Raw genomic sequence first — 25,171 nt, 5'->3', positions numbered from 1 at the left:
CACCGCATGACAGGAGGGGGTGGCCCGGTGGGCCACCCCCTCTTGCTTTGCCCGGTGTCGGGGCCGCCGAGGACTAGCCGGCGACCTCCTGCCGGAGCCGGAGCCCGGCGAGGGCCGCGAGCAGGAGCGTGACACCGGTGACGAGCAGGATGCCTGCGGCTCCGAGCGAACCCTCGGCCCAGTCGTAGAGCGCCTCGGGAACCGCGACCGTCACGGCCAGCACGCCGGTGACCAGGTAGGGCCACGCCCGGGTGCCGACGTACAGCCCGAACGCGACCACGCCGAGGGCGGCGGTGGCGACGTAGGCGACCCAGGAGTGCGCGTCGCCGATCGCCAACTGGGCGCCGATGAACGCGATCACGCAGCCGAGCGCGCGGCCCAGGGTGAGCTCGAGCCAGACGTGCCGCTCCGCGAGCACCAGCCAGATCCCGCCGAGGCCGAGGACGCTCAGCGCCAGCGGGACGATGCTGGTGGAGTCGGAGGGCAGAGCCGTCAGCCCCGCCGTCACCGTGACGAAGGCGGCGACGGCGGTGGCCAGCTGGCCGATCGGGGAGGGGATCACGACATAGCCCGCCAGCGCCGCGACCAGGCCGGTCAGTGCGGCCAGCAGCAGCACGACATCGGGCTCGCTGAGGGTGTCGCCCAGCCAGAGACCGACCCCGAACGCCGCGCAGGCCGCCGCACCGGCGAGCAGCACCGAGGCCAGCCGGCCGCGGATGTCGTCGTTCGGGTCCGCCGCGCGCCGGACCGGACGCGCCAGGACGAGGCCGCCGGCCGCGAGCACCAGCGCGCTCGTCAGGAGCAGGCCGACCTGACCGCCGAGGCCGAGCTCGTCCCAGGTCTCGCTCAGGAAGAGCCAGGCGGCACCGACCACGAAGGCGGCCCCGACGTAGCCGGCGATCTCAGCCATCCTCCGTCGTAGCGGGGTGGCGGGCATCGGCTCGTCGGCGAGGGCGTTGCGTACGACGGTCTCGGCCTCGCCTGCACGCGCCGGGTCGAGCAGGCCGGCCCCGACGAGGCCGTCGACGACGGCGGAGGCTCTGGTGCTGGTCATGGCACCAGGATCCCGTTTCGAGGGAGGCGGGCGACAGAGTAGCCGTACCTAGTTCTGGCTGCGGGAGTCCGTGCCGCGTGGCAGCTGGAACAGGAACGTGGTGCACGGGGCGTCGGCCAGGGTGAGCCGGCCACCGAGAGCCTCGGCGATCTCCGCCGCGACCGTCAGGCCGATCCCCAGCCCCTGTCCGGCACTGCCGACGTTGCGGTGGAAGACCTCGTCGCGGGGGCGGTCCCGGCCCTGGTCGCTGACCCGGATGTCGACGTGGTGGTTCTCCTCGAGGAGCGCCACCGTGACGGTGCCGCGCCCGTGCCGCAGCGCGTTGTCGACGAGCACGTCGAGCACCTGCTCGACCGGCCCCGGAGCCTGGTGCGCGTGCACCTCGCCGGCGACCGCGAGGGCGATGTCGCGGGTGCCCGCCGCGGGACGCCACCGCTCCACCGTCCCGCGCACCACCTGGGCCATGTCGATATCCTCCGAACGACCGATCCGCCGGGCACGCGCCAGGTCCAACAGGTCGGTGACCGTCGCCTGCAGCCGGTCCACCTGCGCCAGCGAACGGGTCAGCTCGTCGGCGACCGGTCTCGGCGTCTCCGGCCAGAGCGACAGGTCCTCGAGCTCGAGCCGCAGCGCGGTGATCGGGGTGCGCAGCTGGTGGGAGACGTTGGAGGCGAACTCCCGCTCGCGCTGCACCAGGTCGTGCAGCTGGCCGGCGCTCTGCTCGAGGGCCCGCCCGATGGTGTCGGCCTCCGGTACGTCGTAGCGCGGGATGCCCAGGTCGAACCGGCCGCGACCCAGCTCCACCGCGTAGCCGGCGAGCTGCTGGAACGGCCGCGCCAGCAGCACGGCGGCGGCGTAGGCCAACCCGGCCGAGACCACGACCAGCAGCATGCCGAGCACGACGATGGGGGTGAGCGCGTTGGACACCCTCTCGTCGACCAGGAACTCCGACCGTCGCAACGTGACCTCGCCACCGCCGTCGACCAGGGCCGACTCGGACAGGTCGGACTCCTGGTCGGCTGTCCGGTAGTCCGCGGCCGTCGCCGTGACCTCGGTCCCGTCGGCGGCGACGTAGTCGATCCGCTCGGCGTCGTTCAGGTGCCGGGAGAGGTACGCCGCGTCGACGGGCGCCCCGGCGCTCTCCCGCGCGGCCACCAGCTCGGCGAGCAGCACGACGGACCGCTCCAGCTTGCGGTCCTCCGCGGCGGTGACCACGTCGTTCAGGCTGTAGGCGCGGGCCACCGAGAACACCACGAGGATCCCGAGGGCCAGCAGCACGAAGGCGCCGACGATGCGCTCACGCATCGGCGGTGGCGCCCTCGATGCGGAAGCCGACGCCACGCACGGTGACCACGCGCGCCGGGCTGTCGCCGTCCTCGAGCTTCTGGCGCAAGCGGCCCACAGTGACGTCGAGCGTCTTCGTGGAGCCGTACCAGTTCTCGTCCCAGACCTCGTCCATCAGCCGCCCGCGGGTAACGACCTCGCCCGGCGCCTCCACCAGCATCGCCAGCACGTCGAACTCCTTCGACGTCAGCGCCACCTCGCGGTCCTCGACGAACACGCGACGGGAGCGCGGGTCGACCCGGAGCGCTGCCGTCCCGTCGGCGTCCGGTGCGGGTGTGGGCCGCGGCTCGGCGACCGGCGTCGCCCGCCGCATCAGCGCGCGCACCCGCGCGAGGAGCTCCGCCAGTCCGAACGGCTTGGCGAGGTAGTCGTCGGCTCCCACGTCGAGGCCGACCACGCGGTCGAGCTCGCCGTCGCGGGCCGTGAGGATCAGGATGCCGACGCGTGGGTCGAACTCCCGGATGCGGCGGCACACGTCGAGGCCGTCGATGTCGGGGAGGCCGAGGTCGAGGATCACCACCCCGACGTCGCCGGCGCGGGTGCGCTCGACGCCCGGCTCTCCCTCGGCGACCCGGACCGCGTCGTACCCCTCGCGCTGGAGGGTGCGCAGCAGGGGTGCCGCGATGCCGTCGTCGTCCTCCACGACCAGCACGGTTCCCGGCATAAGGGACAGATTAGTCAACTCTTCCGTCGTCACGTCCGCGCCGGCTTCTTGGTGCCCCGGAGGTCTCGCACGCCGAGGAAGGCGATGACGATCTCGCAGACCAGTGCCACGGCACCGGCCCACCCGATGTCTCCGCGGAGCTCCTGAGCCGCCGGCAGCCCGACGAGGGCGTTGAGCGCCTGGCCGACGAACGCGACGGCCGCCGCCCCGGCGGCGAGGACGCGCCCGTCGATGCGACCGGCGAGGGTCCGGACGGCCGCCGCGAGCGACACCACCGCGATGCCCGCACCGACCACCGCGAGGTATCCGGCCGCCTGGGCCAGGTCCGGCAGCCGCAGCAGGAACACCAGCCCGAGGACGGTGCTGGCCACCACCGTGAGCGGCGAGCGCACGGAGCGGGCTCGTTCGGCCATCAGAAGTCCTTGTCCTTGGTGCCGGTCTCGGTGACCGGCGTGGCGGCGCACGCGGCTCCCGCGGGAGTCCGCACGGACGTCGACGGGGTCCAGACCATGTGCGCCTTCCCCGAAGCCGTCTTCAGTGCGGCCGGGTCCGAGACGGCCCCGAGGGTCACCGTGACGACGCTGCGGCTCACGCCTCCGGTCGTGCTCACCGTGTGCGTGACGAAGCCGGCGGACGTGAGGTTCTTGGAGACGAGGTCCCGGAACAGGGCGACCTGGCCGAGGTTCGCCCCGGTGAAGCCGAGCGTGTCCTGTTTGGCGGTCTGGTTCAGGTCGATGGTCAGCGCGCGGCTGCCGGTCCCGTCCCAGCCGGCGACCACGGTGGCCGGGTCGACGACGGCGCTGTAGGTGAGCACCAGCTGGTCGCCCGGCTGGATCCTGCCCGGCGCAATGCCGTCGACGGTCTGGACGTCCAGCGCCCGCAGCGGGCGGTTGTCGACGGTCACCGTGACCTTCGACGACAAGACCGTGCCGTTGTCGCCGTCGGTCAGCACCGCCTGCAGGTCGAAGCCCGCGGTGGTGGGCGTCGCGGTGGTGGTGTCCCACGAGCAGGAGTACGGCGCGGTGGCGTCGGTGCAGATCGTCGTCCACGTAGAGGTCCCGGGCGGTGCCCACCGGAGCGCCACGTTCTTGACGCCCTTGGTCGAGGCCGCGTCGGCGCCCAAGGTGACGGTGCCGCTGACCGTGCCGCCGGGGTTGGTCACGGAGACGCTGGACACGGTGTTGTTCACCGTGCGCTGCTGGGCCGAGGTGAGGGTGGTGTTGCCGGCGAGGTCGGTGCCGACCGCGCGCACGGCGTAGCTCCCGTCGGCCACCGATGCGGTTCGCCAGTCGCAGCTGTAGGGCTCGTCCTCGTCGGCACAGAGCGTGGTCCACGACTGGGAGCCGGCCGGTGCGTACTGGAAGGCGACGGTGTCCACGCCCGAGACCGCGTCGGCCGCCGTCGCGGCCAGGACGACCGTCCCGGAGAGGGTGCCGGACGGCACGGTCAGGACGACGCTCGGCGCAGCGTTGTCGACGACGACGTCCGCCAGCACATCCACGACCTCCTGGCCGCCGACGACGGCCCGGGCCCGCACGTCGTAGGTGTCGGCGAGCTGTCCGGTGTTCCAGGTGCAGCTGAGCGTCCGGGCCGTGGTCGTGCACCCGGAGACGTCGGTCCAGCTCGTCGTACCGGCCGGTGCGTACTGGATCTTCAGGCTGACCGAGGCGGATGCAGGGGCCACGACGGACGCGCTCAGCACGACGCTGCCCCGCACGTTCTCGGCCAGCGCTCCGAGGGTCACGGAGGCGGCGTTGGCGACGGTGGCGGTGGCGGTGGCCGAGGCCGCGGAGTTGCCGGCGGTGTCGACGGCGACGGCACGCAGCTGGTGGGCCCCGTCGCCGACGGTCGTGGTGTCCCAGGAGCAGGTGTACGGCGCGGTGGCGTCGGTGCACAGCGGGGTCCAGGCGCCGGCGACCAAGCGCTGGATCGTCACGCTCGCGACCGCGCCGTGCTGGTCGGCGGCGGTGGCGGTGAGCAAGGCGGTGCCGCTCACGGTCCCGGGGCTCGTCACGGCCACGGTGGGGGCGGTCCAGTCCGCGGCAGAGGTGACACCGACCTGGGCGGTCGTGGTGGAGGTGAAGGTCGCCGAGGAGAGGCCAGCCGCGCCGGCCGCCACCAGGACGAGGCCGGCGGCGGCGAGCAGACGGAGTCCGGAGGTGCTCACGGCTCAGGCGCTCCGCGTGGTCACGGCGGGGCGGGCGCCGCCGGTCGGGCCGGGTGCGGGGCGCAGGGCGCGGAGCAGCTGCACCAGGCTGGCGAGGGCGACCAGCGCGGCCGGCAGGCCGGTCACGACGATCCGCGTGGCCCGGTCCGCGAGCGCGATGAACACGTGTCCCACCGCCGGTACGGCGAAGGACATCCGCGGCTGCCGGTCGGACTCGAGGCGGAACGTCCACGGGTCGACGTCCGCGTTGGCGTCGCCCTTGGTGCGGTAGACGGTCTCGCCCTCGGCGGTCTGCCGGATCCTGTGGATCCGGTGCGTGACCAGGTTGTCGATGCCGGCCTCGGCGGGCGGCAGGTAGGTGATCACGTCGCCCACCCGGAGGTCCTCGACCGGCACCGGCTCCTCGAACACGACGGAGCCGATCTCGAAGGTGCCCGCCATCGAGCCGCCGGTGATCACGTAGCGCTCGTAGCCCAGCAGGCTCGGCAGCATGAACGCGAGGGACCCGACGATCACGAGCGCGATCACGGCGTTGCCCAGGAAGTGGGGCAGGCGCATGGCAGCGGACATGGGGGCCGACCTTCGAGTGAGGAGGACCCTGGCAGGGGCTCGGGGGAGGACCCCTGCCAGGGGGACTGGGAGGCGGGTGTTACTGGTTCGTGGTCCCGCCGTCGAGCTGGGTGGCGACCCACTCGTAGGACGCGCTGGCCGTCCTGTCCTGCTGGGTGTTGGGCGCGGTCGCGTCGAGAGCCACGGAGAAGGTGTAGGTCTTCGACGCACCGGCGGCGTACTGGCCGAGGTCGACGAGCTCGTTGTCGGCGAGGCCGCCGAAGTTGCCGGTGTAGAGCGTCTTGGCGCCGTCCGTGATGGTCAGCTTCAGCATGTCGGCGTCGAACGCGTTCGCCGACGACGTCTCGCGGAGGGTGAAGGTGCCCGGCAGCGTGCCGGTGTTCTTGATGACGACGGAGCCGTTGACGACGTCGCCCGGCTTGAGGTTGCTGAGCCCGAAGATCTGGGCGCCCGCTTTGCTGTTCGACTGCAGCAGGGTGCCCGAGGTGACGGTGCTCGCGGCGTTGGCGCTCTGCGACGAGAACGTCGCGCCGGAGCCGACCGCGACGGCGCCGGCGGCCAGCAAGGTGGCCAGCGGAACGAGGACCTTGCGTGAGGTGGTGCCGTTCATGGTGAGGGTCTCCCAGTTCGTGGTTTCAGCCTGTGACTACGAAGGTAGGGAGGCCTCGACCACGCCCGGGTAACCCGGAATGCTCAGCACTTCCACATTTGGGTAACACCGTCCGGAACGGCCCGGTTCGCACCGTTACCGGGCAGCGCGCAGGAGCTCCTCGAGCAGCGGCCCGGCGGTGCGCGAGCCGGACTCGCCCACCTCGACGAAGGCCGCAACCGCCAGGTCGCCCTGGGCGCCGACCATCCACGCGTGCGTCTGCAGCGGCTGCTCGTCGCCGAACTCGGCGGTGCCGGTCTTGGCGATCACGGGCGGGCCGGGTACGTCGAGGAGGGCGGTGCCGCTGCCTCCGGTCACCACGCCGCGCAGCAGCCGTCTCAGCGTGGCCGCCTCGCCCGCGGTCAGCGGTTGCCCGGGATCGACGTCGTCGGCCGGCTGGTCCGGCAGCAGCCGTGGTACGACGGTGCGCCCCTCCGCCACCGACGCCATCACCGCCGCCATCGCCATCGGGGACGCCAGCACCTGGCCCTGGCCGATCATGGCCGCGGCTCGTGACGTCTCGGACTCGGGCTCCGGCACGGAGCCGAAGTAGGCCGGGAAGCCGAGGTCGTGGTCGACGCCCAGGCCGAGGGCGGCGGCCGCCCCGGCGACGTCGTCGGCGCGGTCGCGGGCGTCGATGAACGCGGTGTTGCAGGAGTTCGCGACCGCGTCGGCCAGCGTGATCCGCCCGTTGGCGCCGGCCGGGTAGTCGTCGTAGTTCTCGAACCGCTTGCCATCGACGACCGTCGCCGTCGGGCACTCCACGGGGCTGGTCGGGTCGAGCCCGGATCGCAGAAGCGCGAGGCTGCTCACCACCTTGAACGTGGAGCCGGGGGCGTACTGGCCGAAGGTGGCGGTGTTCAGCCCCCCGGAGCCCGGGCCGCTGGCCGCCACGAGGATGTCGCCGTTCGACGGCCGGATCGCGACCAGCGCCGCGGCGGGACCGACGTCGGCGAGGATCCGCTCGGCGGCGGCCTGCAGGTCGACGTCGAGCGTGGTGGCCAGCGGTTCGCCGGGCACCGGGTCGGTCGCGAACAGGGCGCGGCGCCGGTCACCCTTCACCGCGGCGACCTCCAGCCCCGGCGTACCCCGCAGCCGTTCGTCGTAGCGCGCCTGCAGGCCGGAGAGCCCGGCCTCGTCGCCCGCTTCGTAACCGCCCTTCGACTCCTCGACGATCTCGGCCGTCACCGGACCGACGGTGCCCAGGATCGGCCGGGCGAACTCCCTTGTCGGGGCCAGCGGCAGGGTGTCCTGCACCGCACCGGCGCCGTCGATCCCGTCGATCGCCGCCAGCTCGCGGCTCGCCTCCTCCTCGCGAAGCACGATCGCCTCGACGAAGGCGTTCTCGCCGGCCGTCTCGACCCGCTTCACCAGCGCGGCCGCGTCGACGTCGACGAGGGCCGCGAGGGACCGGGCGGCGTCCGCCTGTCCTGCCTCGTCGACCTGCGCCTTGTCGACACCGAACCGGAGGACAGGCCGTTCCCTCACGATCTCCTCGCCGCCCGCGCCGAGGATCCCGGCCCGTGCGGCGCTGGTCGTGCTCAGGTCGAACCGCTCGCCGGCGCGCAGCCCGAACAGCGCCGGCTCGAGCCGGGCCGTCCAGGTGCCGTCCTCGGCCTCGACCAGCCGGGCCGTGCCCTCGTGCTCCCAGGTCTCCTCGGTCCGGGGGAGGTCCCAGGTGTAGGTGAGGATCGCGGTCGCCGTCCCGCCGTCCTCGTCCTCGGTGACGTCACCCGCCCTGACCTCGACCTCCGCCTCACCCATGCCGTCGGTGGCCCGCTCCCACGCCCGCTGCGCCGCCCTCCCCGGACCCACGGGGGGCGCCCCCGCGAACAGTGCCGCGTCGAGGCGGCCACGGGTCAGGGCATCCGCGAGCGCGGCGGCCGTGTCGGCGGGTGCCGGCCCGTCGTCCGACGTACAAGCAGTAACGGCACTGCACAGCAGCGCAACGGCGGCCAGCAGCCGAAGGCGTCCCCCGGGTCGTCTCACCGGATGATCCGACCACCCGGGCCGCGCCGAGTCAAAGAACCCCGCCCAGGATGTCGAGGCCATTGCGATGAGTTCTGCTGCCGGACCCGGTCTGCACGGTGAGGCGGTACGACGGCGTTCCGCCGCGTCCCGTTCCGTCCTAGGGTGGGGGCGACCTGCCAGAGTTCCGGGAGAACCGATGAGCACCGAGGCACCCACACAGTCCGTACCAGCGCAGGCGGCCGCGCCCGACGAGGAGTTCCCCTCGTCCGCCGAGCAGTACCGCCGAGAGCTGCTCGCGCACTGCTACCGGATGACCGGCTCGGTTCATGACGCCGAGGACCTGGTGCAGGAGACCTACCTGCGGGCCTGGCGCGCCTACCACTCGTTCGAGGGCCGGTCGTCGGTGCGCACCTGGCTCTACCGGATCGCCACCAACGTCTGCCTGACCGCTCTCGAGGGCAAGGACCGCCGCCCGCTGCCCACCGGTCTCGGCCAACCCGGCAGCACCGCCGGCGACCCGCTCGACGAGCGCGGCGAGGTGCCCTGGCTGGAGCCGGTCCCCGATGCGCTGGTGACCGGGCCGGAGGCGGCCGCCGAGACCCGGGAGAGCATCCGGCTCGCGTTCGTGGCCGCCCTGCAGCACCTGCCCGCCCGGCAGCGGGCCGTGCTGATCCTGCGCGACGTGCTGCGGTGGAAGGCGGCCGAGGTCGCCGAGGCTCTGGAGACCAGCACCGCGGCGGTCAACAGCGCGCTCCAGCGGGCGCACGCCCAGATGGAGAAGGTGAAGGCCAGCGAGGAGACCGTCGGCGAGCCGACCCCGGAGCAGCGGGAGCTGCTGGAGCGCTACGTGCAGGCGTTCTGGGACAAGGACATCGACGCGATCGTGTCGATGTTGACCCGCGACGCGATCTGGGAGATGCCCCCGTTCGCCGGGTGGTACCAGGGCAACGACAACATCGGCCGCCTCGTCGACACCCAGTGCCCCGGTGACAGGCACGACATGCCGATGCTGTCCACGTGGGCCAACGGCCAGCCCGCGTTCGGGCTCTACATGCGCCAGGACGACGGCAGCTTCACCCCGTTCCACCTGCAGGTGCTCACCCTGGGCAAGGGCGGCGTGCAGCACGTCGCGGCGTTCTTCGAGACGACCCTGTTCGCCAAGTTCGGACTGCCGGAGCGGCTCCCCGCCGACTACGCCGAGCCGACGGCCGACCCCGTCCCCGCGGTCTGATGTCCGCCTCGGCCGGCGCCGTCCTCGGGGCGGCGCTGCTGGAGGCACCCGCCCTGCTGGAGCGGGCGGTTGCCTACACCCGGGCCAGCCTCGCGCTGCTGCCCCGGGCCGCCCCCGACGCCCCGACCCCGTGCGCGGACTGGGACCTGGTCCGGCTGCTGCGGCACATGGACGACGCCCTGGCCGCGTTCAGCGAGGCGGCCGAGTCCGGGTACGTCGCCCCGGACGGGCCCGCCGACGAGCAGCCCGCGCTGCTGGCGACATCGCTGCGCGCCCGGGCCTGCCGTCTCCTCGGCGCCTGGGCCAACGAGCCCGGTCGCCCGGTCGTGTCCGTCCTCGGGCACGACCTCGACACCACCGTGCTCGCCGCGGCGGGGGCACTGGAGATCGCCGTGCACGGCTGGGACGTCGCGCAGGCGTGCGGCGAGGACCGCCCGCTCCCCGAGTCGCTGGCGGAGACACTGCTCGCGGTCGCCCCGCTGGTCGTGCGTGCCGAGGACCGCCCCGGTCGTTTCGCGGCCCCGTTCGACCTCCCACCGACCGCGACCGGCTCGGACCGTCTGCTCGCCTTCCTCGGGCGGACACAGAAAACACTCAGGTGAATCACTGGCTCCCGTCAGTCGCCGGGAGCACGCTCGACCCATGACACGACGCCCGGCCGCCTCGGATCCGCGCTGGCTCGACCGCGACGGCGTACCGCTGCCCGAAGAGGACCGCGGACTCGTCTACGACATCGGCACGCTCGTCGACCGGCGGCGGGTGCTCGGGCTGTTCGGCGGGATCGGCGCGACCGCGCTGCTGGCCGCCTGCACCGGGAATCCCGATCCCGCGTCGCCCGCACGGGCATCGGCGTCCGCGGCGGAGTCGGCAGGTGCCCGCGACCTGTCCGAGGTACCGGACGAGACCGGGGGCCCGTTCCCGGGCGACGGGTCCAACGGCCCGAACGTCCTGGACGACTCCGGCATCGTCCGCACCGACATCCGCTCGTCCTTCGGGAGCTCCACGACGCGGGCCGACGGCGTACCGCTCACCGTCCGGATCACCGTGCGCGACGCGGCGACCGGGAAGGCCATGCCCGGTGCGGCGATCTACGTCTGGCACTGCACGGCCGACGGCGGTTACTCGCTGTACAGCCCGGGCCACGAGGGGGAGAACTACCTGCGCGGGGTCCAGGAGACCGACGACGGCGGCACGGCAGAGTTCGTGTCGGTCTTCCCCGGCTGCTACCCGGGCCGGTGGCCGCACGTCCACTTCGAGGTGTACGCCGGGCTCGACGACGCCGTCGCGTCGGGGCCGATCGTCAAGACCTCCCAGATCGCGCTGCCGGAGGAGGCCTGCGCCGCGGCGTACGGGACCCCCGGTTACGAGGCAAGCGTCGACACCCTCGCCGGCACCAGCCTGACCTCCGACATGGTGTTCGCCGACGACGACGCGGTGCAACAGCTGGCGACGATGTCAGGGGACGCCAGGAACGGCTACGTCGCGGCCCTGACGATCGGGGTCTGAGACCACCGCAGCGACGTGACGGCGGGGATCCGGCAAGTCGACGGCACGTGCCGCGACCGTGAGACCGCTCACGTTGGGTGACCGTCGACAGGCCGCTGACCTGCACGGATGTCGACAACCGCCGCGTGGGCGTGTCGGCGTCGGGGTACGGTTGTTCGATGCTACGGACGCCAAGTCGCGTGAGCATGCTCGCTTACGCCTCCGCCACCACGACCGTCGTGGTGGCGCTTGGCATCTCCTTCCAGCCGGTGAGCCCGACAGGCGACAACCCCCGGCTCACCGGGGCCGCGGCGTCCCAGCCGCGCGACCTCGAGCGGCCCACGTCGGACCCCGGCACCCCGACGCAGTCCGAGTCGACGGCGCCGCCGGAGGCCACGGCCGAGGCGCAGACGACGATCAGCCGCGCTCCCGAGGAGCAGAAGGTCGCCCGCGGGGTGACCATCAAGAAGATGTCCCGCGAGCAGCTGCTCGCCCAGCGCGCCGAGGAGCTCGAGGCCCAGCTCCCGGATGCGGCCCAGCTCGTGATCAGCTCGTTCAACGTGCTCGGCAGCAGTCACACGACCGGCAAGTCCAGGATGGCCTCCGGGGTCTCCCGGGTCCGCACCGCGGCACAGCTCCTCAACCTGCACGGCGTCGACGTGGTCGGCTTCCAGGAGCTCCAGCCCGACCAGTACCGCTCCTTCCTCGGTGCCGCCGGCGGCGCCTTCAACGTGTTCCCGGGACTCGCCGCGGGCCCGCTGGGCGTCGACAACTCCATCGCCTGGCGGACCTCGGAGTGGACCCTGGTCGACGCCCGGACGGTGCCGATCCCCTACTTCGGCGGCAACCTGCGCCCGATGCCCTACGTCCTCCTCGAGCACAACGAGACGGGCCGGAGGATCTGGGTGGCCAACTTCCACAACCCGGCCACCAACTCCAAACGCGGAAACAACGACCGGCACCGGGCCGCCGCGGCGGCCCGCGAGGTGGCGCTCGTCAACCAGCTGGTCAACGACTCCGGCTACCCGGTGTTCATCACCGGAGACATGAACGACCGCGAGGCCTACTTCTGCCGGATGACCGGCGGCGCCCCGATGGTCGCGGCCAACGGCGGCAGCAACGACGGCGGCTGCAACCCGCCGCCGTACCCGATGCCCGTGGACTGGATCTTCGGCCACCAGATGGTGGAGTTCAGCAACTACGTGCGCGACGAGGGCCCGATGGTGCGCCGCACCAGCGACCACCCGATGATCCGGGCGACCGCCACGCTCGACGGCCAGGACGGTCTGCCCCCCGCGAGCGAGTAGTCAGCCCTCGGCGACCGGGTTCTGCGGCACGTCGACCGCCGCATGCCTGCCGACCGGTGCCGGGGACGCTGTCGGCGGCGCCGGCTCAGGCTCTGGTTCCGGTTCTGGCTCCGCCTCCGGTGCGCTGCCCTTGCCCTCGATGTCGACGTGCGGCAGGAACCGGTCCAGCCATCTCGGCAGCCACCACGCCGCCTCCCCCATCAGCGCGATCGACGCCGGCGCCAGCGTCACCACGAGGATCCCGGCGAGCAGCACCGCACTCGCGAGCCCGACTCCGAACTGCTTGATCGTCGGGTCACCGTTGAGGACGAAGCTCGCGAAGACCGAGGTCATGATGAGGCAGGCGGCGGTCGTGATCCGGCCCGCCGACGCGAGACCCGATGCCGCCGCCCGGCGCGCCGGCTCACCGCCCAGGTGGTGCATCTGGATGTGGCTGACCAGGAAGACCTCGTAGTCCATCGAGAGACCGAACAGCACCGCGAACATCATCAACGGCACGTAGCTCGCGATCGGCACCGTGTCCCGGACCGTGTCGATCCCGACCAGGTCGATGCCCCAGCCCCACTGGAAGGTCGCGGTGAGGATCCCGAACGCCGCGGCCGCCGAGAGCACGTTGGTGACCGCGGCCTGGAGCGGCACCAGCAGGGAGCGGAAGGCGATCATCAACAGCAGGAACCCGAGCAGGATGATCGTCCCGATGACCAGCAGCAGCTTCCGGGAGATCAGCGTCGCGAGGTCGACGTACGACGCGGTGTAGCCGCCGACGTACGACGTGATCCCGCCCTCGGACGTCGCCGCCGGCACCACGTCGTCGCGCACGTCCGCCAGCAGGTCGGACGTCGCATCGGTCGCGGGGGCGGACGTGGGTACGGCGGACAACAGCACCACGTCGCCGCGCTTGTTGGTCTGCGGCGGGGTGAGCTCGGCGACGCCGTCCGTGGCGGAGAGCTGGTTCTGCAGCCTGACCACCCGGGTGTCGGTGTTTCGGTCGTCCCCGCCGGCCTGGGTGAGCATCGTGGTCAGCTCGTCCTGGAGCTGCTCGGCCTCCTTCTTCTCCTGCTCGGCGTTCTGCTGCTCGGCCTTCAGCTCGTCGGCCTGCTGCTGCAGCGCCGCGCCCTGGGCCTGCAGCTGGTCGGCCTGCGCCTGCAGGTCGGCGGCCTCGCTCTCGAGGGCGGCCCGCTCCCGGTCCAGCGTCGCGGCCTGGGCCTGGAGCTGGTCGGCCTGCCGCTCCAGCGCTACGGCCTCGGCCTGCAGCTGACGGCCCTGGGCCTGCAGCCGGTTCGCCTGGGCCTGCGCCTGGTTCGCCTGCGCCTGCAGCCGTCCGGCCTGCGTCCTGAGCCGCCGGCCCTGGGCCGCCAGCCGCTCGGCTCGGCGTTCGAGGGGGACCAGACGCTCGCGGTCCCGGTCCTGCCGGTCCCGCACCCGCTGCAGCCGTGCCGTCAGCCGGGCCTCCCGCACCGGGTCGTCGGCGAGCTCCTCGATCCGGCGTACCAGCACCCGCTCACGCACCGCGAGCCTGGCCAGCTCCCGGACGATCGGACGCGCCTCGCGGACGAGGCGGCGGGCCTGGTTCCGCAGCCGGTCGGCGCGCGCCTGCAGGCGGGCCTGCTCGCGCTCCAGCCGGCGCTGCTCCGCCCGCAGCTGCGCCTCCTGGCTGCGCAGCTGCGCGGCCTGGTTCTCCAACCGGGTCTGCTGGGTCTGGAGCGCCGCGCCCTCGGACTGGAGGGTCGCGCCCTGCTGCTCGAGCGACTGCTGCTGGGCCAGCAGCTGTTGCTGCTCCGCCTCGAGCTGTGCCTGCTGCGACTCCAACGACGCCTGCTGCGCCTCGAGCTGAGCCTGCTCCTGCGGCAGCTGCTTCGAGAGTCGCTCGAGGTCCTGCTGGAGCGACGTCGCCCGGTTGTACTTCTGGGTGTACTCGTCGCTCGGAGAGGCAGGCGGGTCGAGGCGGGAGGCGACCTGGAGAGGACCGTTGTAGCCGGCCCCGAACGCCGGCGTGATCAGGTCGTAGGCCTGCCGCTCGGTCGAGTCGAGGGGCGTGGCGCCGATGTCCTCCTGCCCGAACTCCAGCGACGGCGCCGGCACGATCAGCGGCGCCAGGACGGCCAGCGACGCGAGCGTGACCAGCAACGGATGCCGGCTCATGAAGCCCGCCCACCGCGTCCAGATGCCGGGGCCCTCGCGATGCGGCAGCAGCTTCCTGATCGACACCGCGTTGACGCGCCTGCCGAGGAGACCGAGCAGGGCCGGCATCAGCGAGATGGCGGCCAGCACGGCGGTGAGCACTGCGATGGCCGAGGCGAGGCCGAGGGTGGAGAGCAGCGGGATGCCGGCGACCCGCAGCGAGACGAGCGCGACCACGACCGTGCCGCCGGCGAACACGATGGCGCTGCCCGAGGTCGCCACCGCGCGGGCGATCGACTCGTGCACCGGCATCCCGGCCTCGAGGTTCTCCTGATGTCTCGTGATCAGGAACAGCGCGTAGTCGATCCCGACCCCCAGCCCGATCATGGTGGCGAGGGTGGCGCCGGTGTCGGGTACGGCGACGAGGTGACCGAGCAGTCCGACCAGCGCGAGCGCGATCCCCAGCCCGACCGCGGCGGTGACGATCGGCAGGCCCATCGCGACCAGGCTGCCGAGCACGAGGGTCAAGATGAGCATCGCGCACAGGATGCCGACGAGCTCGCTGCTCTCGGTCGGCTCGGCCGAGAGCTCGGACCCGATGGACCCCGCGGCCGCGACCTGGATTCCCGCCGCCTGGGCCGGCTGGGTGGCGTCGAGCACGGCCTGGGCGGTCTCCTCGTCCAGGTCGCCGGACCCGACGTCGAGCAGCACCGGCACGAACGCCGTCCGCCCGTCGTCCGACACCAGGCCCGCGGTCTGCCCGGCGCTGCCGAACGGTCCGGTGGCGCTGTAGACGTGCGGTGCCTTCCTGATCGCCTGGACCGAGGACTTGACGGCGTCCTTGTTGTCCTGGTCGGAGAGCTTCCCGCTGTCGACGTGGAACACGATCGGGTTGGTGCCGTTCTGCTGCGGCGGGAAGCGCTCGGTCAGCAGGTCCTGGACCTGCTGGCTCTCGGTGCCAGGAAGCTGAAGGTCGTTGCCGGTCTCGGTGCCGTAGGTCAGCACCACCCCGACGAGCGCGGCGATCAGCAGCCCCCAGACCGCGAGCACAAGCCAAGGAGCCCGAGCACAGATCATCCCGAGACCGTGGAGCGCTCTGCCCACTCGAACTCCTGGGAACGACTCCTGGGAAGGTGCGGGACCCGGTCGAGTCTAGTGGCGGGGCCGCCTCGCAAAGGGGCCAGATTTCCCTCCCCCGAGCGGACCACGGAGGGCCAGGACGGCCCCGGACAGACCCGGGCGGAGCCCGCCAAATCGGGCCCGGGGGTGGGGGCAAATTCACTGGGTCCCCAGTGAATTGCCCGCTTCCCGCAGTGAACTCACCACGGAAACGTGCAGATCGCCACGGGGAGTGCGGTACGACGAGGGCGCCGCGCGCCGGGTCAGACGGGCGCGGTGTCCCCGGCGGTCTCGGCGCGCGCGAACTGGGTGCGGTAGAGCTCGGCGTACCGGCCGTCCACGGCCAGCAGGTCGTCGTGCCGGCCGCGCTCGACGACGCGGCCCGCCTCCACCACCAGGATCTGGTCGGCCGCCCGGACCGTGGACAGCCGGTGCGCGATCACGATGGCGGTGCGGCCGGAGAGCGCCTCGGAGAGCGCCGCCTGCACGGCCGCCTCCGACGTCGAGTCGAGATGGGCCGTCGCCTCGTCGAGCAGCACCACGCGCGGGCGTGCGAGCAGCAGCCGGGCGATGGTCAGCCGCTGCCGCTCGCCCCCGGAGAGCCGGTAACCACGCTCGCCGACCACGGTGTCGAGTCCGTCGGGCAACGACTGCACGAGGTCGGCCAGCCGGGCCCGCTCGAGCGCCTCCCACAACTCCGCGTCGGTGGCGCCGGCGCGGGCGAGCTGCAGGTTGGCCCGCACCGAGTCGTGGAACAGGTGACCGTCCTGGGTGACCATGCCGAGCGTCGAGCGGATCGCCTGGAAGCTGAGGTCACGCACGTCGATGCCGCCGAGACTTACCGCGCCGCTGTCGACGTCGTAGAGCCGGGCCAGCAGCTGGGCCAGCGTCGACTTGCCGGCGCCGGAGCTGCCGACCAGCGCGACGACCTCGCCCGGCTCGGCCCGGAAGGAGATCCCGTGGATCACCTCGACGCCGCCACGGGTGTCGAGGGAGGCCACTTCCTCCAGTGAGGCGAGGGAGACCTTGTCGGCGGAGGGATACGCGAAGTGCACGTCGTCGAGCTCCACCGACACCCCGCCGTCGGGGACCGTGGTGGCGTCGGGCTTCTCCACGATCAGCGGCTTCAGGTCGAGCACCTCGAAGACCCTCTCGAAGCTGACCAGCGCGCTCATCACCTCCACCCGGGCACTGGCCAGGTTGGTCAGCGGTCCGTAGAGGCGGGTGAGCAGCAGCGCCAGCGCGACCACCGCGCCCGGCTCCAGCGACCCGCGCAGGGCGTACCAGCCGCCGAGACCGTAGACGAGCGCCAGCGCGAGGGCGGAGACGAGCGTCAGCGCGGTGACGAAGAGGACCTGCACCATCGCCGTCCGTACGCCGATGTCGCGGACCCGGCTGGCCCGGGCCACGAACTCGTCGGTCTCCGCCTCGGGCTGCGCGAACAGCTTGACCAGGGTGGCACCCGGTGCGGAGAACCGCTCGGTCATCTGGGTGCTCATCACCGAGTTGTGGTTGGCCGCCTCCAGCTCCAGCCGCGCGAGCCGCCGGCCGAAGCGGCGTGCCGGCAGCACGAACACCGGCAGCAGCAGCAGGGCCAGCAGCGTGATCTGCCACGACAGCGCCAGCATCGCGACCAGGGTCAGGACCAGGGCGACGAGGTTGCCGAGCACCCCGGACAGCGTGTCGGAGAAGGCCCGCTGCGCACCGATGACGTCGTTGTTGAGCCGGCTGACCAGCGCCCCGGTGCGGGTGCGGGTGAAGAACGCGATCGGCATCCGTTGCACGTGCTCGAAGACCACCCGGCGCAGGTCGAGGATCAGGCCCTCACCGATGCTCGCCGACAGCCAGCGCGAGACCAGACCGACCCCCGCCTCGACCACGGCGATGACCGCGATCAGCACCGCGATGCGAAGGACCTGCTCGAACGCAGCCCCCTCGATGATCGCGTCGACCACCTGACCGGCGAGCAGCGGCGTGGCCACCGCCAGCACCGCCAGTACGACGCTGGTGACCATGAACCAGCCGAGCATCACCCGGTGCGGCCGGGCGAACGTCATGATCCGGCGCACCGTCGCCCAGGTGAACGGGCGCTGCTCCTGCTGGGCGATCATCATGTGGTACAGCGAGTTCCACGCCGCCATCTCCATGCTCATGCCGCCACCGTAGGACTTGAAGCCGACATGAGATCAAGCGACTTTGACCCAGGTCAGGCGTCGACCCGGGTGCGCTCGGGACCGCGGGCGGGCACGCGCAGGAAGCGTCGTCCGCGCGGCGTCGTGCCCCAGGGCTTGTAGACCGCGAGCCACGAGAGGAACACCAGCGCGGTGGTCGACACGACCGGCGGGAAGACCATCCCGCGCCGCACGTCGAGCAGCCGGTCCGGGAGCGTTGCGTCGACGACGGTGGAAGCGGCAGCGCCCTCGAGCAGCGTCGGCCGGAGCAGCACCAGCACCAGCACCACCAGCGCGACGGTCACCACCAGCTTCACCACCACCCACCAGTAGCGCAGCATCCCGAACCGGGTGCCGAGGCCGAGCAGCAGCCCGCTGCACAGGGAGAGCAGCCCGAGCGTCAGCAGCAGCGGGATGCAGAAGAGCTCGAGGGCGGTGTAGACGGTCGCGAGCGTGCGCGGGTCGTCGGAGGTCAGGCCGGTGAAGGCCAGCACCCCCATCACGAGGTCGACGCCGACCCAGCTCACGGACGTGAGCACGTGGAACAGCAGCACGACCTTGCGGGCGCGCCGCGACAGGCGGGGAAAGGTGGTGGGCACCGAGGTGGTGGACGTCCCGAGCATCGTCGTCTCCTCCCTGAGGAACCCAGCCTGGTCCCCGCGACGAAGCGGCGCATCGGGGACCTCCCCCATCCCACCCCCGGTTCCGCAGATACCCAGGTGGGGTATAGTGAGATCGAGTACGACGACCGAAGGGGAGCCATGAGCACGACCAGCACCTACACCGTCACCGGCATGACCTGCGGGCACTGCGTCGCCTCGGTCACCGAGGAGGTCCAGGAGATCTCCGGGGTCCAGGACGTCCAGGTGGTCCTCGAGTCCGGCATCCTCACCGTCACCAGCGCCCAGCCCCTCGACGACGCAACCGTGCGCTCGGCAGTCGAGGAGGCGGGGTACGCCCTGGCCTGATGGGCACCCTCGGCCGGCTCACCGGCTTCGTCCTCGGTCTCGCCGTCGTCTTCGCCGCCGCGCTCGCGGCCGGCTCCTGGTGGGGGCCGACGTTGGCGACCCCGGTCGCGCATGAGGACGAGCCGGCGCACACGACCGCGGCCGGGCACGGTGACGACACGCCGGCGGACCACCCTCCCGGCGGGCTGATGCGGAGTCAGGACGGGTACTCCCTGGACCTCGCCGCGCCCACGGCCGAGGCCGGAGCCGACGTGCCGCTCTCGTTCACGGTCACCGGCCCCGACGGCACGCCCCACACGGCGTACGACGTCGAGCACGGCAAGCGACTGCACCTGATCGTGGTGCGCCGCGACCTGACCGGCTACCAGCACGTCCACCCCCGTCTCGACGCCGCCGACGGCACCTGGTCGACGGAGGTGGATCTCGAGCCCGGCACGTGGCGCGTGTTCGCCGACTTCGTGGTGACCGACGGGCCGGCGCTCACCCTCGGCACCGACCTCACCGTGCCCGGCCGGGTCCCACTCGTCGACCCGCTCGACGGAGACACCACCACGACCGAGGTCGACGGCTACACGGTGGAGCTCGCCGGCGACGTGGTCGCCGGAGAGGACGCCGAGCTGACCCTCACGGTGTCGCGCGACGGTCGCCCGGTCACCGACCTCCAGCCCTACCTCGGCGCCTACGGCCACCTGGTCGCGCTGCGCGACGGCGACCTCGCCTACCTGCACGTGCACCCCCACGAGAGCGCCGACGCCGGACCGGACATCCGGTTCACGGCGGAGGTGCCGAGCCGCGGCCAATACCGGCTGTTCCTCGACTTCCGGCACGAGGGCCGGGTCCGCACGGCCTCCTTCGACGTCACGGCGGTGCAACGATGAGCACCCTCGAGGAGACCGGCAGCCGTCAGGTCGACCTGGCCATCACCGGGATGACGTGCGCGTCCTGCGCCAACCGCATCGAGCGCAAGCTCAACAAGCTCGACGGCGTGACCGCGAGCGTCAACTACGCCACCGAGAAGGCGCGCGTGGTGTTCCCGCTCGACCTGCCGACCGAGTCGCTGCTCGACACCGTCGAGGCGGCGGGCTACCACGCCTCCCTGCCGGAGACACGGGCGTACGACCCGGCACGCGAGGCTCCCGAGGACGAAGCGGCGCGGTCACTGCGCACCCGGCTGGTTGTCTCCGCGGTCCTGTCCGTGCCGGTCGTGGCGCTGGCGATGGTGCCGGCCTGGCAGTTCGACTACTGGCAGTGGTTGTCGCTCACGCTGGCCGCGCCGGTGGTGGTGTGGGGCGGCTGGCCGTTCCACCGCGCGGCGTGGGTCAACGCCCGGCACGGCACGTCGACGATGGACACGCTGGTCTCGCTCGGCACCCTGGCCGCGTTCGGCTGGTCGCTCTACGCGCTCTTCCTCGGCACCGCGGGCGCACCGGGCATGACCCACCCGTTCGAGCTGACCGTCGCCCGCAGTGACGGAGCCGGCGACATCTACCTCGAGGCCGCGGCCGGGGTGACCACGTTCCTGCTGGCCGGCCGCTACTTCGAGGTCCGCTCCAAGCGCCGTGCCGGCGCGGCTCTTCGAGCGCTGCTCGAGGTGGGCGCCAAGGACGTCGCCGTGCTCCGCGACGGGACCGAGGTGCGCGTGCCCGTCGACGAGCTGCACCCGGGTGACCTGTTCGTCGTTCGACCCGGAGAGACCATCGCCACCGACGGGGTCGTCGAGGAGGGCACCTCCGCGGTCGACCAGTCGATGCTCACCGGTGAGTCGGTTCCGGTCGAGGTCGCTGCCGGTACGACGGTCGTGGGCGCGACCGTCAACGTCGGCGGTCGACTGGTGGTGCGCGCCACCAGGGTCGGGGCGGACACCCAGCTGGCCCGCATGGCGCGCATGGTCGAGGACGCCCAGAGCGGCAAGGCCGATGTGCAGCGCCTCGCCGACCGGGTCTCCGGGTTCTTCGTGCCGGTGGTGATCGCGCTGTCCGTGGCGACCCTGGGCTTCTGGGTCGGCACCGGGAGCGGCTGGTCGGTGGCCTTCACGGCAGCGGTGTCCGTGCTGATCATCGCCTGCCCGTGCGCCCTCGGCCTGGCCACCCCGACCGCGCTCCTGGTCGGCACCGGCAGGGGCGCCCAGCTCGGCATCCTGATCAAGGGCCCCGAAGTGCTCGAGTCCACCCGCCGCGTCGACACGGTCGTGCTGGACAAGACCGGCACGGTGACCACCGGACGGATGACGTTGGTCGACGTGACGACCACGGCCGGCGTCGACCCCACCGAGCTGCTCCGGCTGGCCGGCGCGCTCGAGTCGGCTTCGGAGCACCCGATCGGCCGCGCCGTCACCGTCGCGGCGTCCGAACGGGTCGGCCCGCTGCCCGGTGTCGACGACTTCGCCAACGTCGAGGGTCTCGGAGTGCGTGGCGTCGTCGACGGACGTGCGGTACTCGTCGGACGACCGCGGCTCCTCGCCGAGTGGTCGCAGCACCTTCCGGCAGACCTCGAGGCGGCCCGCGCCGCGGCCGAGGCCGACGGTCGCACGGTCGTCGCGGTGGGCTGGGACGGAGCCGCGCGCGGCGTACTCACCGTCGCCGACGCCGTGAAGCCGACCTCCGCCGAGGCCGTCGCCATGCTGCGCGGCCTCGACCTCCGCCCCCTCCTCCTGACCGGCGACAACGCCGACGTCGCGCGTGCGGTCGCCCGCGACGTCGGCATCGACGAGGCCGACGTGGTCGCGGAGGTGCTGCCCGCTGACAAGGTCGCGCAGGTGCGTCGGCTGCAGGAGCAGGGCCGCGTCGTCGCCATGGTCGGCGACGGGGTCAACGACGCGCCGGCGCTCGCCCAGGCCGACCTCGGGCTGTCGATGGGCACCGGCACGGACGTCGCCATCGAGGCCGGGGACCTCACCCTGGTGCGCGGCGACCTCCGGGTGGCCGCCGACGCGATCCGCCTCGCCCGGCGCACGCTCACCACGATCAAGGGCAACCTGTTCTGGGCGTTCGCCTACAACGTCGCGGCGCTGCCGCTGGCCGCGGCCGGCCTGCTGAACCCGATGCTGGCCGGCGCGGCGATGGCTCTCAGCTCGGTGTTCGTGGTCAGCAACAGCCTGCGGCTGCGTGGCTTCCGCAGCAGCGTCACCCGCTGAGGGCCGTCCCCCGGTCCTCCGGCTGCCGCTGCCGCACCAACGTCGCCCTCGCGGCCTGCTCGACGAAGAACGGGTTGGCCTCTTGGCACTCACCGGCGCAGTCGCAGACGGTGTCGACGACGACGTGCCACGGCAGGCCGGAGAACTCCTCGACGAGGCGCTCGGCGATAGCCGCCACTTCTCGCTCCATGACACCGCTCCCGGACTCGGCCCCGCAGCCCTGACAGTTCCCACGGCGTCGGTCACCCAACCGGCGACGGCCAGCTGTCTGGACAGTGGCGGCCAGACCATATCCGGTTGCCCGGAGGGACCCGTCGCCGCCAGGGTGTGCGCATGGCTCTGCACGTCCACAACATCACCTTCGACTGCGCCGACGCCCGTGCCCAGGCGACGTTCTGGTCGACCCTCACCGGCTGGAACGTCTACTACGACGACGACCCGGAGGTGCTGGTGGTGCCGCGGTTCCCGTACGACGGCACCGGCCTGCTGTTCATCCCGGTGCCGGAGGGCAAGACCGCGAAGAACCGGGTGCACCTCGACCTGTCACCCGACCGCGGCACCAGGGACCAGGCCGTCACGGTGGCGGTCGCGGCCGGTGGCACCGTCGTCGCGGACCACCGCAAGGACGACGGCTCCGGCTGGGTGGTGCTGCAGGATCCCGAGGGCAACGAGTTCTGCATCGAGCGCGGCGCCGAGGAGGTCGGGCCGCCGAAGCCCCGGCAGTTCCGCATCGGCAGCTAGACCGGTCACGTCCCGGCCGTGCCGTTGCCCTCGATCGTGGCGCGCAGCTTGTCGAGCCGGGCCCGCAGCAGCTCCTCGCGGTGCGCGTTGCCGTGCAGCCCGAGGTAGCGCGTGCCGAACACCGCGAGCAGTGCGTCGTCGAGGCGGCGCACCGCACCGGCTGGATACTTGTATCCCATCCGGGCGTCGATCGCAGCGCTGTCGACCGAGCTGAGCAGGCCGGCGAGCTCGTCGAGCGACGTGATCCCGAGCTCGAGCAGCAGTCCCGAGATCCAGGCGTAGTGGTCGGTGCGCGACCAGCCCGCGTCGGCGTACTGCCCGGCGAGGAAGGTCGCGAGGTCCTGGGCACTGATCCGCGGGTCGGTGGCGTCGGCCGCCGGCCGCTGGTCGGTCATCGACTCCTGCAGCCGGTCGCGGATGGTCGTGAACTCGCGGTCGGCGAGCTCGAGCAGCCCGGCGGCGAGGGTGAACCGGCGGTCGAGGTCGGGCGCGTGCTCCTCGGGGATCGTGCCCTTGTAGCGGATGTCGTGCTCGAACTCGGCCCACGCGTGCTGCAGCACGGTGCGGATCTGCACCTGAGCGCTCCTGCCCCGCATCGGCTCCGGAGCCTCGGTGGCAGTGGGCAGCGCGACCAGCACGTGCCGGCTGGCGTAGCCGAAGCGGCCCTCGCTCGCCGTCTCCTGGCCCATGTCGCGGTCGTCGAGCACCCGCAGCTGGTCGGCCAGCAGGTCCGCCACCGCCGCGACGTCTCGATGCAGGTAGGTGATCACGCGCACCCCGATCTGGTCGGTGATCTGTGCGAGCGGGTCGGTGTAGACCGCCCGACCGTCGACGGTGCGGTCGGCCTTGGCCGCGAACGACGCCACGCTCTTCGTGCGGCCCGCGACGCTCAGGTAGTTGATGCCGGCGTCGTCGAGCAGCGTGGTGACCAGCCCCGCGAAGCCGGCGGTCGCGTCCTGCAGCTCGGGCTGCAGGGCCGCGTAGGTCTGCACGGCACGCTGCACCGGGTCGGCACGCGGGGCGCGCGGGCTCGGCCGGTGACCGGAGGGCAGCGTCGGCGTCACGATGTAACCGGTTGCCAGGTCGCCGTACGTCGTGGTCAGCTCCGGCCGGTGGGTGGCGAAGAGCGCGACGTAGGCGCAGACCACCGCATCGACCTGGTCCTCCACGCGCCTCAGGTCGGCCTTGCGCTCGGCCTGCTCCACCCGGGCGACGAGCGCCTTCCAGCCGGGGTGATGCGTGAGCCGCATGGGTGCCGGTGCGTCGGCGAGGCTCTCGAGCCGGTGCATCAGGTCGAGCAGGGCACCGCGGAGCTGGGTCAACGAGCGGCCGGGCTTGTGCTTGTACTTCAGCGTCCGGCCGAGCCGGAACAGCGCCACGGTCGCCGGATGCGGGTAGACCTCGATCGCGCGTCGGTCCGCGGCGGAGTCGGGGTCGATGTCGAGCCCGAGCCGTTCGGCCAGCCGGGCCCCACGCGGCACGTCGCTGAACTCCGGCTTGCCGGTGTTGGAGGGGTGCGTCCCGGCGTCGAACCGGGCGAAGTCCCGGTTCAACGCGGCCTCGCAGGGACGGTTGCCGGTGGCGTTGCGTACGACGAGCGGGGCGTCGACGCCCACGACGCAAGGCCCGGCGACGTACGGCTCCAGGGCCGAGACGATCTCGTCGTCGTGCAACCCCGCGGTCACCTCGAGGAGGCGGCCGTCGGCGTCGAGGACGGCCACGCCGGTGGGCTTGTTGGGTCCCCAGGCGAGGTCGACCCCGACGAAGTGCATGCCCCTCACCCTGCCGCATCGCGCACACCGGGGTCACGGCGGAGCGGCGCCGCACGATCGGGCGTCCCGGCTCGTGGCTGGACGCACGGCCCTCGGGGTGGTTCTGTGGCCGGTGCGGAGAGTTCCCGGGGGTGGTCGGGTCCATCCTGCTGAGCATCCCCGGGAGACGACGCGTCGGGTCGGGATCGGCACCCCGCTCGCGCGCCGTCACACCCAGTCCACGGGCCGACCCGGCCCGACCGCCATGTTCCAGGAGGAACCATGACTGCACGACTCAACCCGTACATCGGCTTCAAGGACGACGCCCGCCAGGCGATGGAGTTCTACAAGAGCATCTTCGGCGGCGAGCTCGTCATCAACACGTTCGGCGAGTTCGGCGCCGCCGAGGGGGCCGAGGCCGACAAGGTCATGCACGCCCACCTCGAGTCGCCCAGCGGCTTCGTGCTGATGGCCTCGGACACCCCCGAGGGCATGGACCACACCCCCGGCTCTGCGATCACCATCAGCCTCAGCGGCGAGGCGAGCGACGGCCTGCAGGGCTACTGGGACCAGCTCTCCGACGGCGGCACGGTCACGATGCCGCTGGAGAAGCAGATGTGGGGTGACGTCTTCGGGATGTGCACCGACAAGTTCGGCGTCGGCTGGATGGTCAACATCGCCACGGCCAATGCGCCTACGGGCGCCGAGGCCACCACCTGACCCGG

The 25,171-nt window shown here is 72.4% G+C and carries 22 protein-coding genes; 9 read left to right on the top strand and 13 right to left on the bottom strand.

The window, feature by feature from the left end; genetic code table 11:
• Positions 1–73 precede the first annotated feature (73 nt).
• From VFH10_RS04255 to VFH10_RS04220, 8 genes are all read right to left on the bottom strand, one after another.
• Positions 74–1,054 (bottom strand): hypothetical protein, encoded by a 981-nt coding sequence (locus tag VFH10_RS04255; RefSeq protein ID WP_325126279.1) that lies wholly within the window; start codon positions 1,052–1,054, stop codon positions 74–76.
• A 48-nt stretch (positions 1,055–1,102) separates the two neighbouring features.
• A complete protein-coding gene (locus VFH10_RS04250; RefSeq protein ID WP_325126278.1) occupies positions 1,103–2,359 on the bottom strand; it encodes a HAMP domain-containing sensor histidine kinase in 1,257 nt (418 codons plus the stop codon).
• Complete coding sequence (locus VFH10_RS04245) at positions 2,352–3,062, bottom strand: response regulator transcription factor (protein ID WP_325126274.1); 711 nt, start codon at positions 3,060–3,062, stop codon at positions 2,352–2,354. Before VFH10_RS04245 ends, VFH10_RS04250 begins: the two co-directional genes overlap by 8 nt.
• Before the next feature lie 29 nt (positions 3,063–3,091).
• Entirely contained in the window at positions 3,092–3,475 is a 384-nt protein-coding gene (locus VFH10_RS04240; RefSeq protein WP_325126272.1) for a hypothetical protein, read from the bottom strand.
• On the bottom strand, positions 3,475–5,229 hold the full coding sequence (locus VFH10_RS04235) for an Ig-like domain-containing protein (protein WP_325126270.1): 1,755 nt from the start codon (positions 5,227–5,229) through the stop codon (positions 3,475–3,477). The genes VFH10_RS04240 and VFH10_RS04235 overlap by 1 nt, the downstream gene beginning before the upstream one ends.
• 3 nt (positions 5,230–5,232) lie before the next feature.
• Positions 5,233–5,799: a signal peptidase I gene (locus VFH10_RS04230; protein ID WP_325126268.1), complete on the bottom strand. Its 567-nt coding sequence runs from the start codon at positions 5,797–5,799 to the stop codon at positions 5,233–5,235.
• 79 nt (positions 5,800–5,878) lie between these two features.
• A complete protein-coding gene (locus VFH10_RS04225; protein WP_325126263.1) occupies positions 5,879–6,409 on the bottom strand; it encodes a TasA family protein in 531 nt (176 codons plus the stop codon).
• Between the two features lie 135 nt (positions 6,410–6,544).
• Positions 6,545–8,437, bottom strand: coding sequence for a penicillin-binding transpeptidase domain-containing protein (locus tag VFH10_RS04220; RefSeq protein WP_325126261.1), 1,893 nt, complete (start codon positions 8,435–8,437; stop codon positions 6,545–6,547).
• Between the two features lie 178 nt (positions 8,438–8,615).
• Here VFH10_RS04220 and VFH10_RS04215 point away from each other — a divergent pair, with 178 nt between their 5' ends.
• From VFH10_RS04215 to VFH10_RS04200, 4 genes are all read left to right on the top strand, one after another.
• Positions 8,616–9,650 carry a sigma-70 family RNA polymerase sigma factor gene (locus VFH10_RS04215; protein ID WP_325126259.1) on the top strand — a complete coding sequence of 345 codons (1,035 nt, stop codon included), beginning with the start codon at positions 8,616–8,618 and terminating at the stop codon, positions 9,648–9,650.
• Positions 9,650–10,252, top strand: coding sequence for a TIGR03086 family metal-binding protein (locus VFH10_RS04210; protein WP_325126257.1), 603 nt, complete (start codon positions 9,650–9,652; stop codon positions 10,250–10,252). Before VFH10_RS04215 ends, VFH10_RS04210 begins: the two co-directional genes overlap by 1 nt.
• A 40-nt stretch (positions 10,253–10,292) precedes the next feature.
• On the top strand, positions 10,293–11,156 hold the full coding sequence (locus VFH10_RS04205; protein WP_325126255.1) for a 3,4-dioxygenase subunit beta: 864 nt from the start codon (positions 10,293–10,295) through the stop codon (positions 11,154–11,156).
• A gap of 185 nt (positions 11,157–11,341) precedes the next feature.
• Positions 11,342–12,442: an endonuclease/exonuclease/phosphatase family protein gene (locus VFH10_RS04200; protein WP_325126315.1), complete on the top strand. Its 1,101-nt coding sequence runs from the start codon at positions 11,342–11,344 to the stop codon at positions 12,440–12,442.
• Here VFH10_RS04200 and VFH10_RS04195 read toward each other — a convergent pair whose 3' ends face one another.
• From VFH10_RS04195 to VFH10_RS04185, 3 genes are all read right to left on the bottom strand, one after another.
• Positions 12,443–15,613, bottom strand: a complete 3,171-nt coding sequence (locus VFH10_RS04195) for an MMPL family transporter (protein WP_325126253.1) — start codon at positions 15,611–15,613, stop codon at positions 12,443–12,445.
• 332 nt (positions 15,614–15,945) lie between these two features.
• Positions 15,946–17,835 carry an ABC transporter ATP-binding protein gene (locus tag VFH10_RS04190; RefSeq protein WP_325126251.1) on the bottom strand — a complete coding sequence of 630 codons (1,890 nt, stop codon included), beginning with the start codon at positions 17,833–17,835 and terminating at the stop codon, positions 15,946–15,948.
• A gap of 53 nt (positions 17,836–17,888) precedes the next feature.
• A complete protein-coding gene (locus VFH10_RS04185) occupies positions 17,889–18,476 on the bottom strand; it encodes a DUF2269 family protein (RefSeq protein WP_325126250.1) in 588 nt (195 codons plus the stop codon).
• Between the two features lie 138 nt (positions 18,477–18,614).
• On the opposite strand from VFH10_RS04185, the gene VFH10_RS04180 reads away from it, so the two are divergent.
• Genes VFH10_RS04180 through VFH10_RS04170 form a run of 3 tightly spaced genes read left to right on the top strand, consistent with a single transcriptional unit; the run spans position 18,615 to position 21,954 of the window.
• Positions 18,615–18,821 (top strand): heavy-metal-associated domain-containing protein, encoded by a 207-nt coding sequence (locus VFH10_RS04180; protein WP_325126248.1) that lies wholly within the window; start codon positions 18,615–18,617, stop codon positions 18,819–18,821.
• Positions 18,821–19,699: a hypothetical protein gene (locus VFH10_RS04175; RefSeq protein ID WP_325126246.1), complete on the top strand. Its 879-nt coding sequence runs from the start codon at positions 18,821–18,823 to the stop codon at positions 19,697–19,699. Before VFH10_RS04180 ends, VFH10_RS04175 begins: the two co-directional genes overlap by 1 nt.
• A complete protein-coding gene (locus tag VFH10_RS04170) occupies positions 19,696–21,954 on the top strand; it encodes a heavy metal translocating P-type ATPase (protein WP_325126244.1) in 2,259 nt (752 codons plus the stop codon). Before VFH10_RS04175 ends, VFH10_RS04170 begins: the two co-directional genes overlap by 4 nt.
• Here the strand turns inward: VFH10_RS04170 and VFH10_RS04165 are convergent.
• Positions 21,944–22,144 carry a hypothetical protein gene (locus tag VFH10_RS04165; RefSeq protein ID WP_325126242.1) on the bottom strand — a complete coding sequence of 67 codons (201 nt, stop codon included), beginning with the start codon at positions 22,142–22,144 and terminating at the stop codon, positions 21,944–21,946. The genes VFH10_RS04170 and VFH10_RS04165 overlap by 11 nt on opposite strands.
• Before the next feature lie 143 nt (positions 22,145–22,287).
• On the opposite strand from VFH10_RS04165, the gene VFH10_RS04160 reads away from it, so the two are divergent.
• On the top strand, positions 22,288–22,695 hold the full coding sequence (locus VFH10_RS04160; RefSeq protein WP_325126240.1) for a VOC family protein: 408 nt from the start codon (positions 22,288–22,290) through the stop codon (positions 22,693–22,695).
• A gap of 5 nt (positions 22,696–22,700) precedes the next feature.
• Here the strand turns inward: VFH10_RS04160 and VFH10_RS04155 are convergent, their stop codons facing one another.
• Positions 22,701–24,467 (bottom strand): DUF429 domain-containing protein, encoded by a 1,767-nt coding sequence (locus tag VFH10_RS04155; protein ID WP_325126238.1) that lies wholly within the window; start codon positions 24,465–24,467, stop codon positions 22,701–22,703.
• A 261-nt stretch (positions 24,468–24,728) separates the two neighbouring features.
• Here VFH10_RS04155 and VFH10_RS04150 point away from each other — a divergent pair, with 261 nt between their 5' ends.
• On the top strand, positions 24,729–25,166 hold the full coding sequence (locus VFH10_RS04150) for a VOC family protein (RefSeq protein ID WP_325126236.1): 438 nt from the start codon (positions 24,729–24,731) through the stop codon (positions 25,164–25,166).
• The last annotated feature ends 5 nt before the right edge of the window (positions 25,167–25,171 follow it).

The sequence above is a fragment of the Nocardioides sp. genome (genome assembly GCF_035697785.1).
Taxonomy (GTDB): domain Bacteria; phylum Actinomycetota; class Actinomycetes; order Propionibacteriales; family Nocardioidaceae; genus Nocardioides_B.
This window is presented reverse-complemented; position numbering and strand designations above follow the sequence as displayed.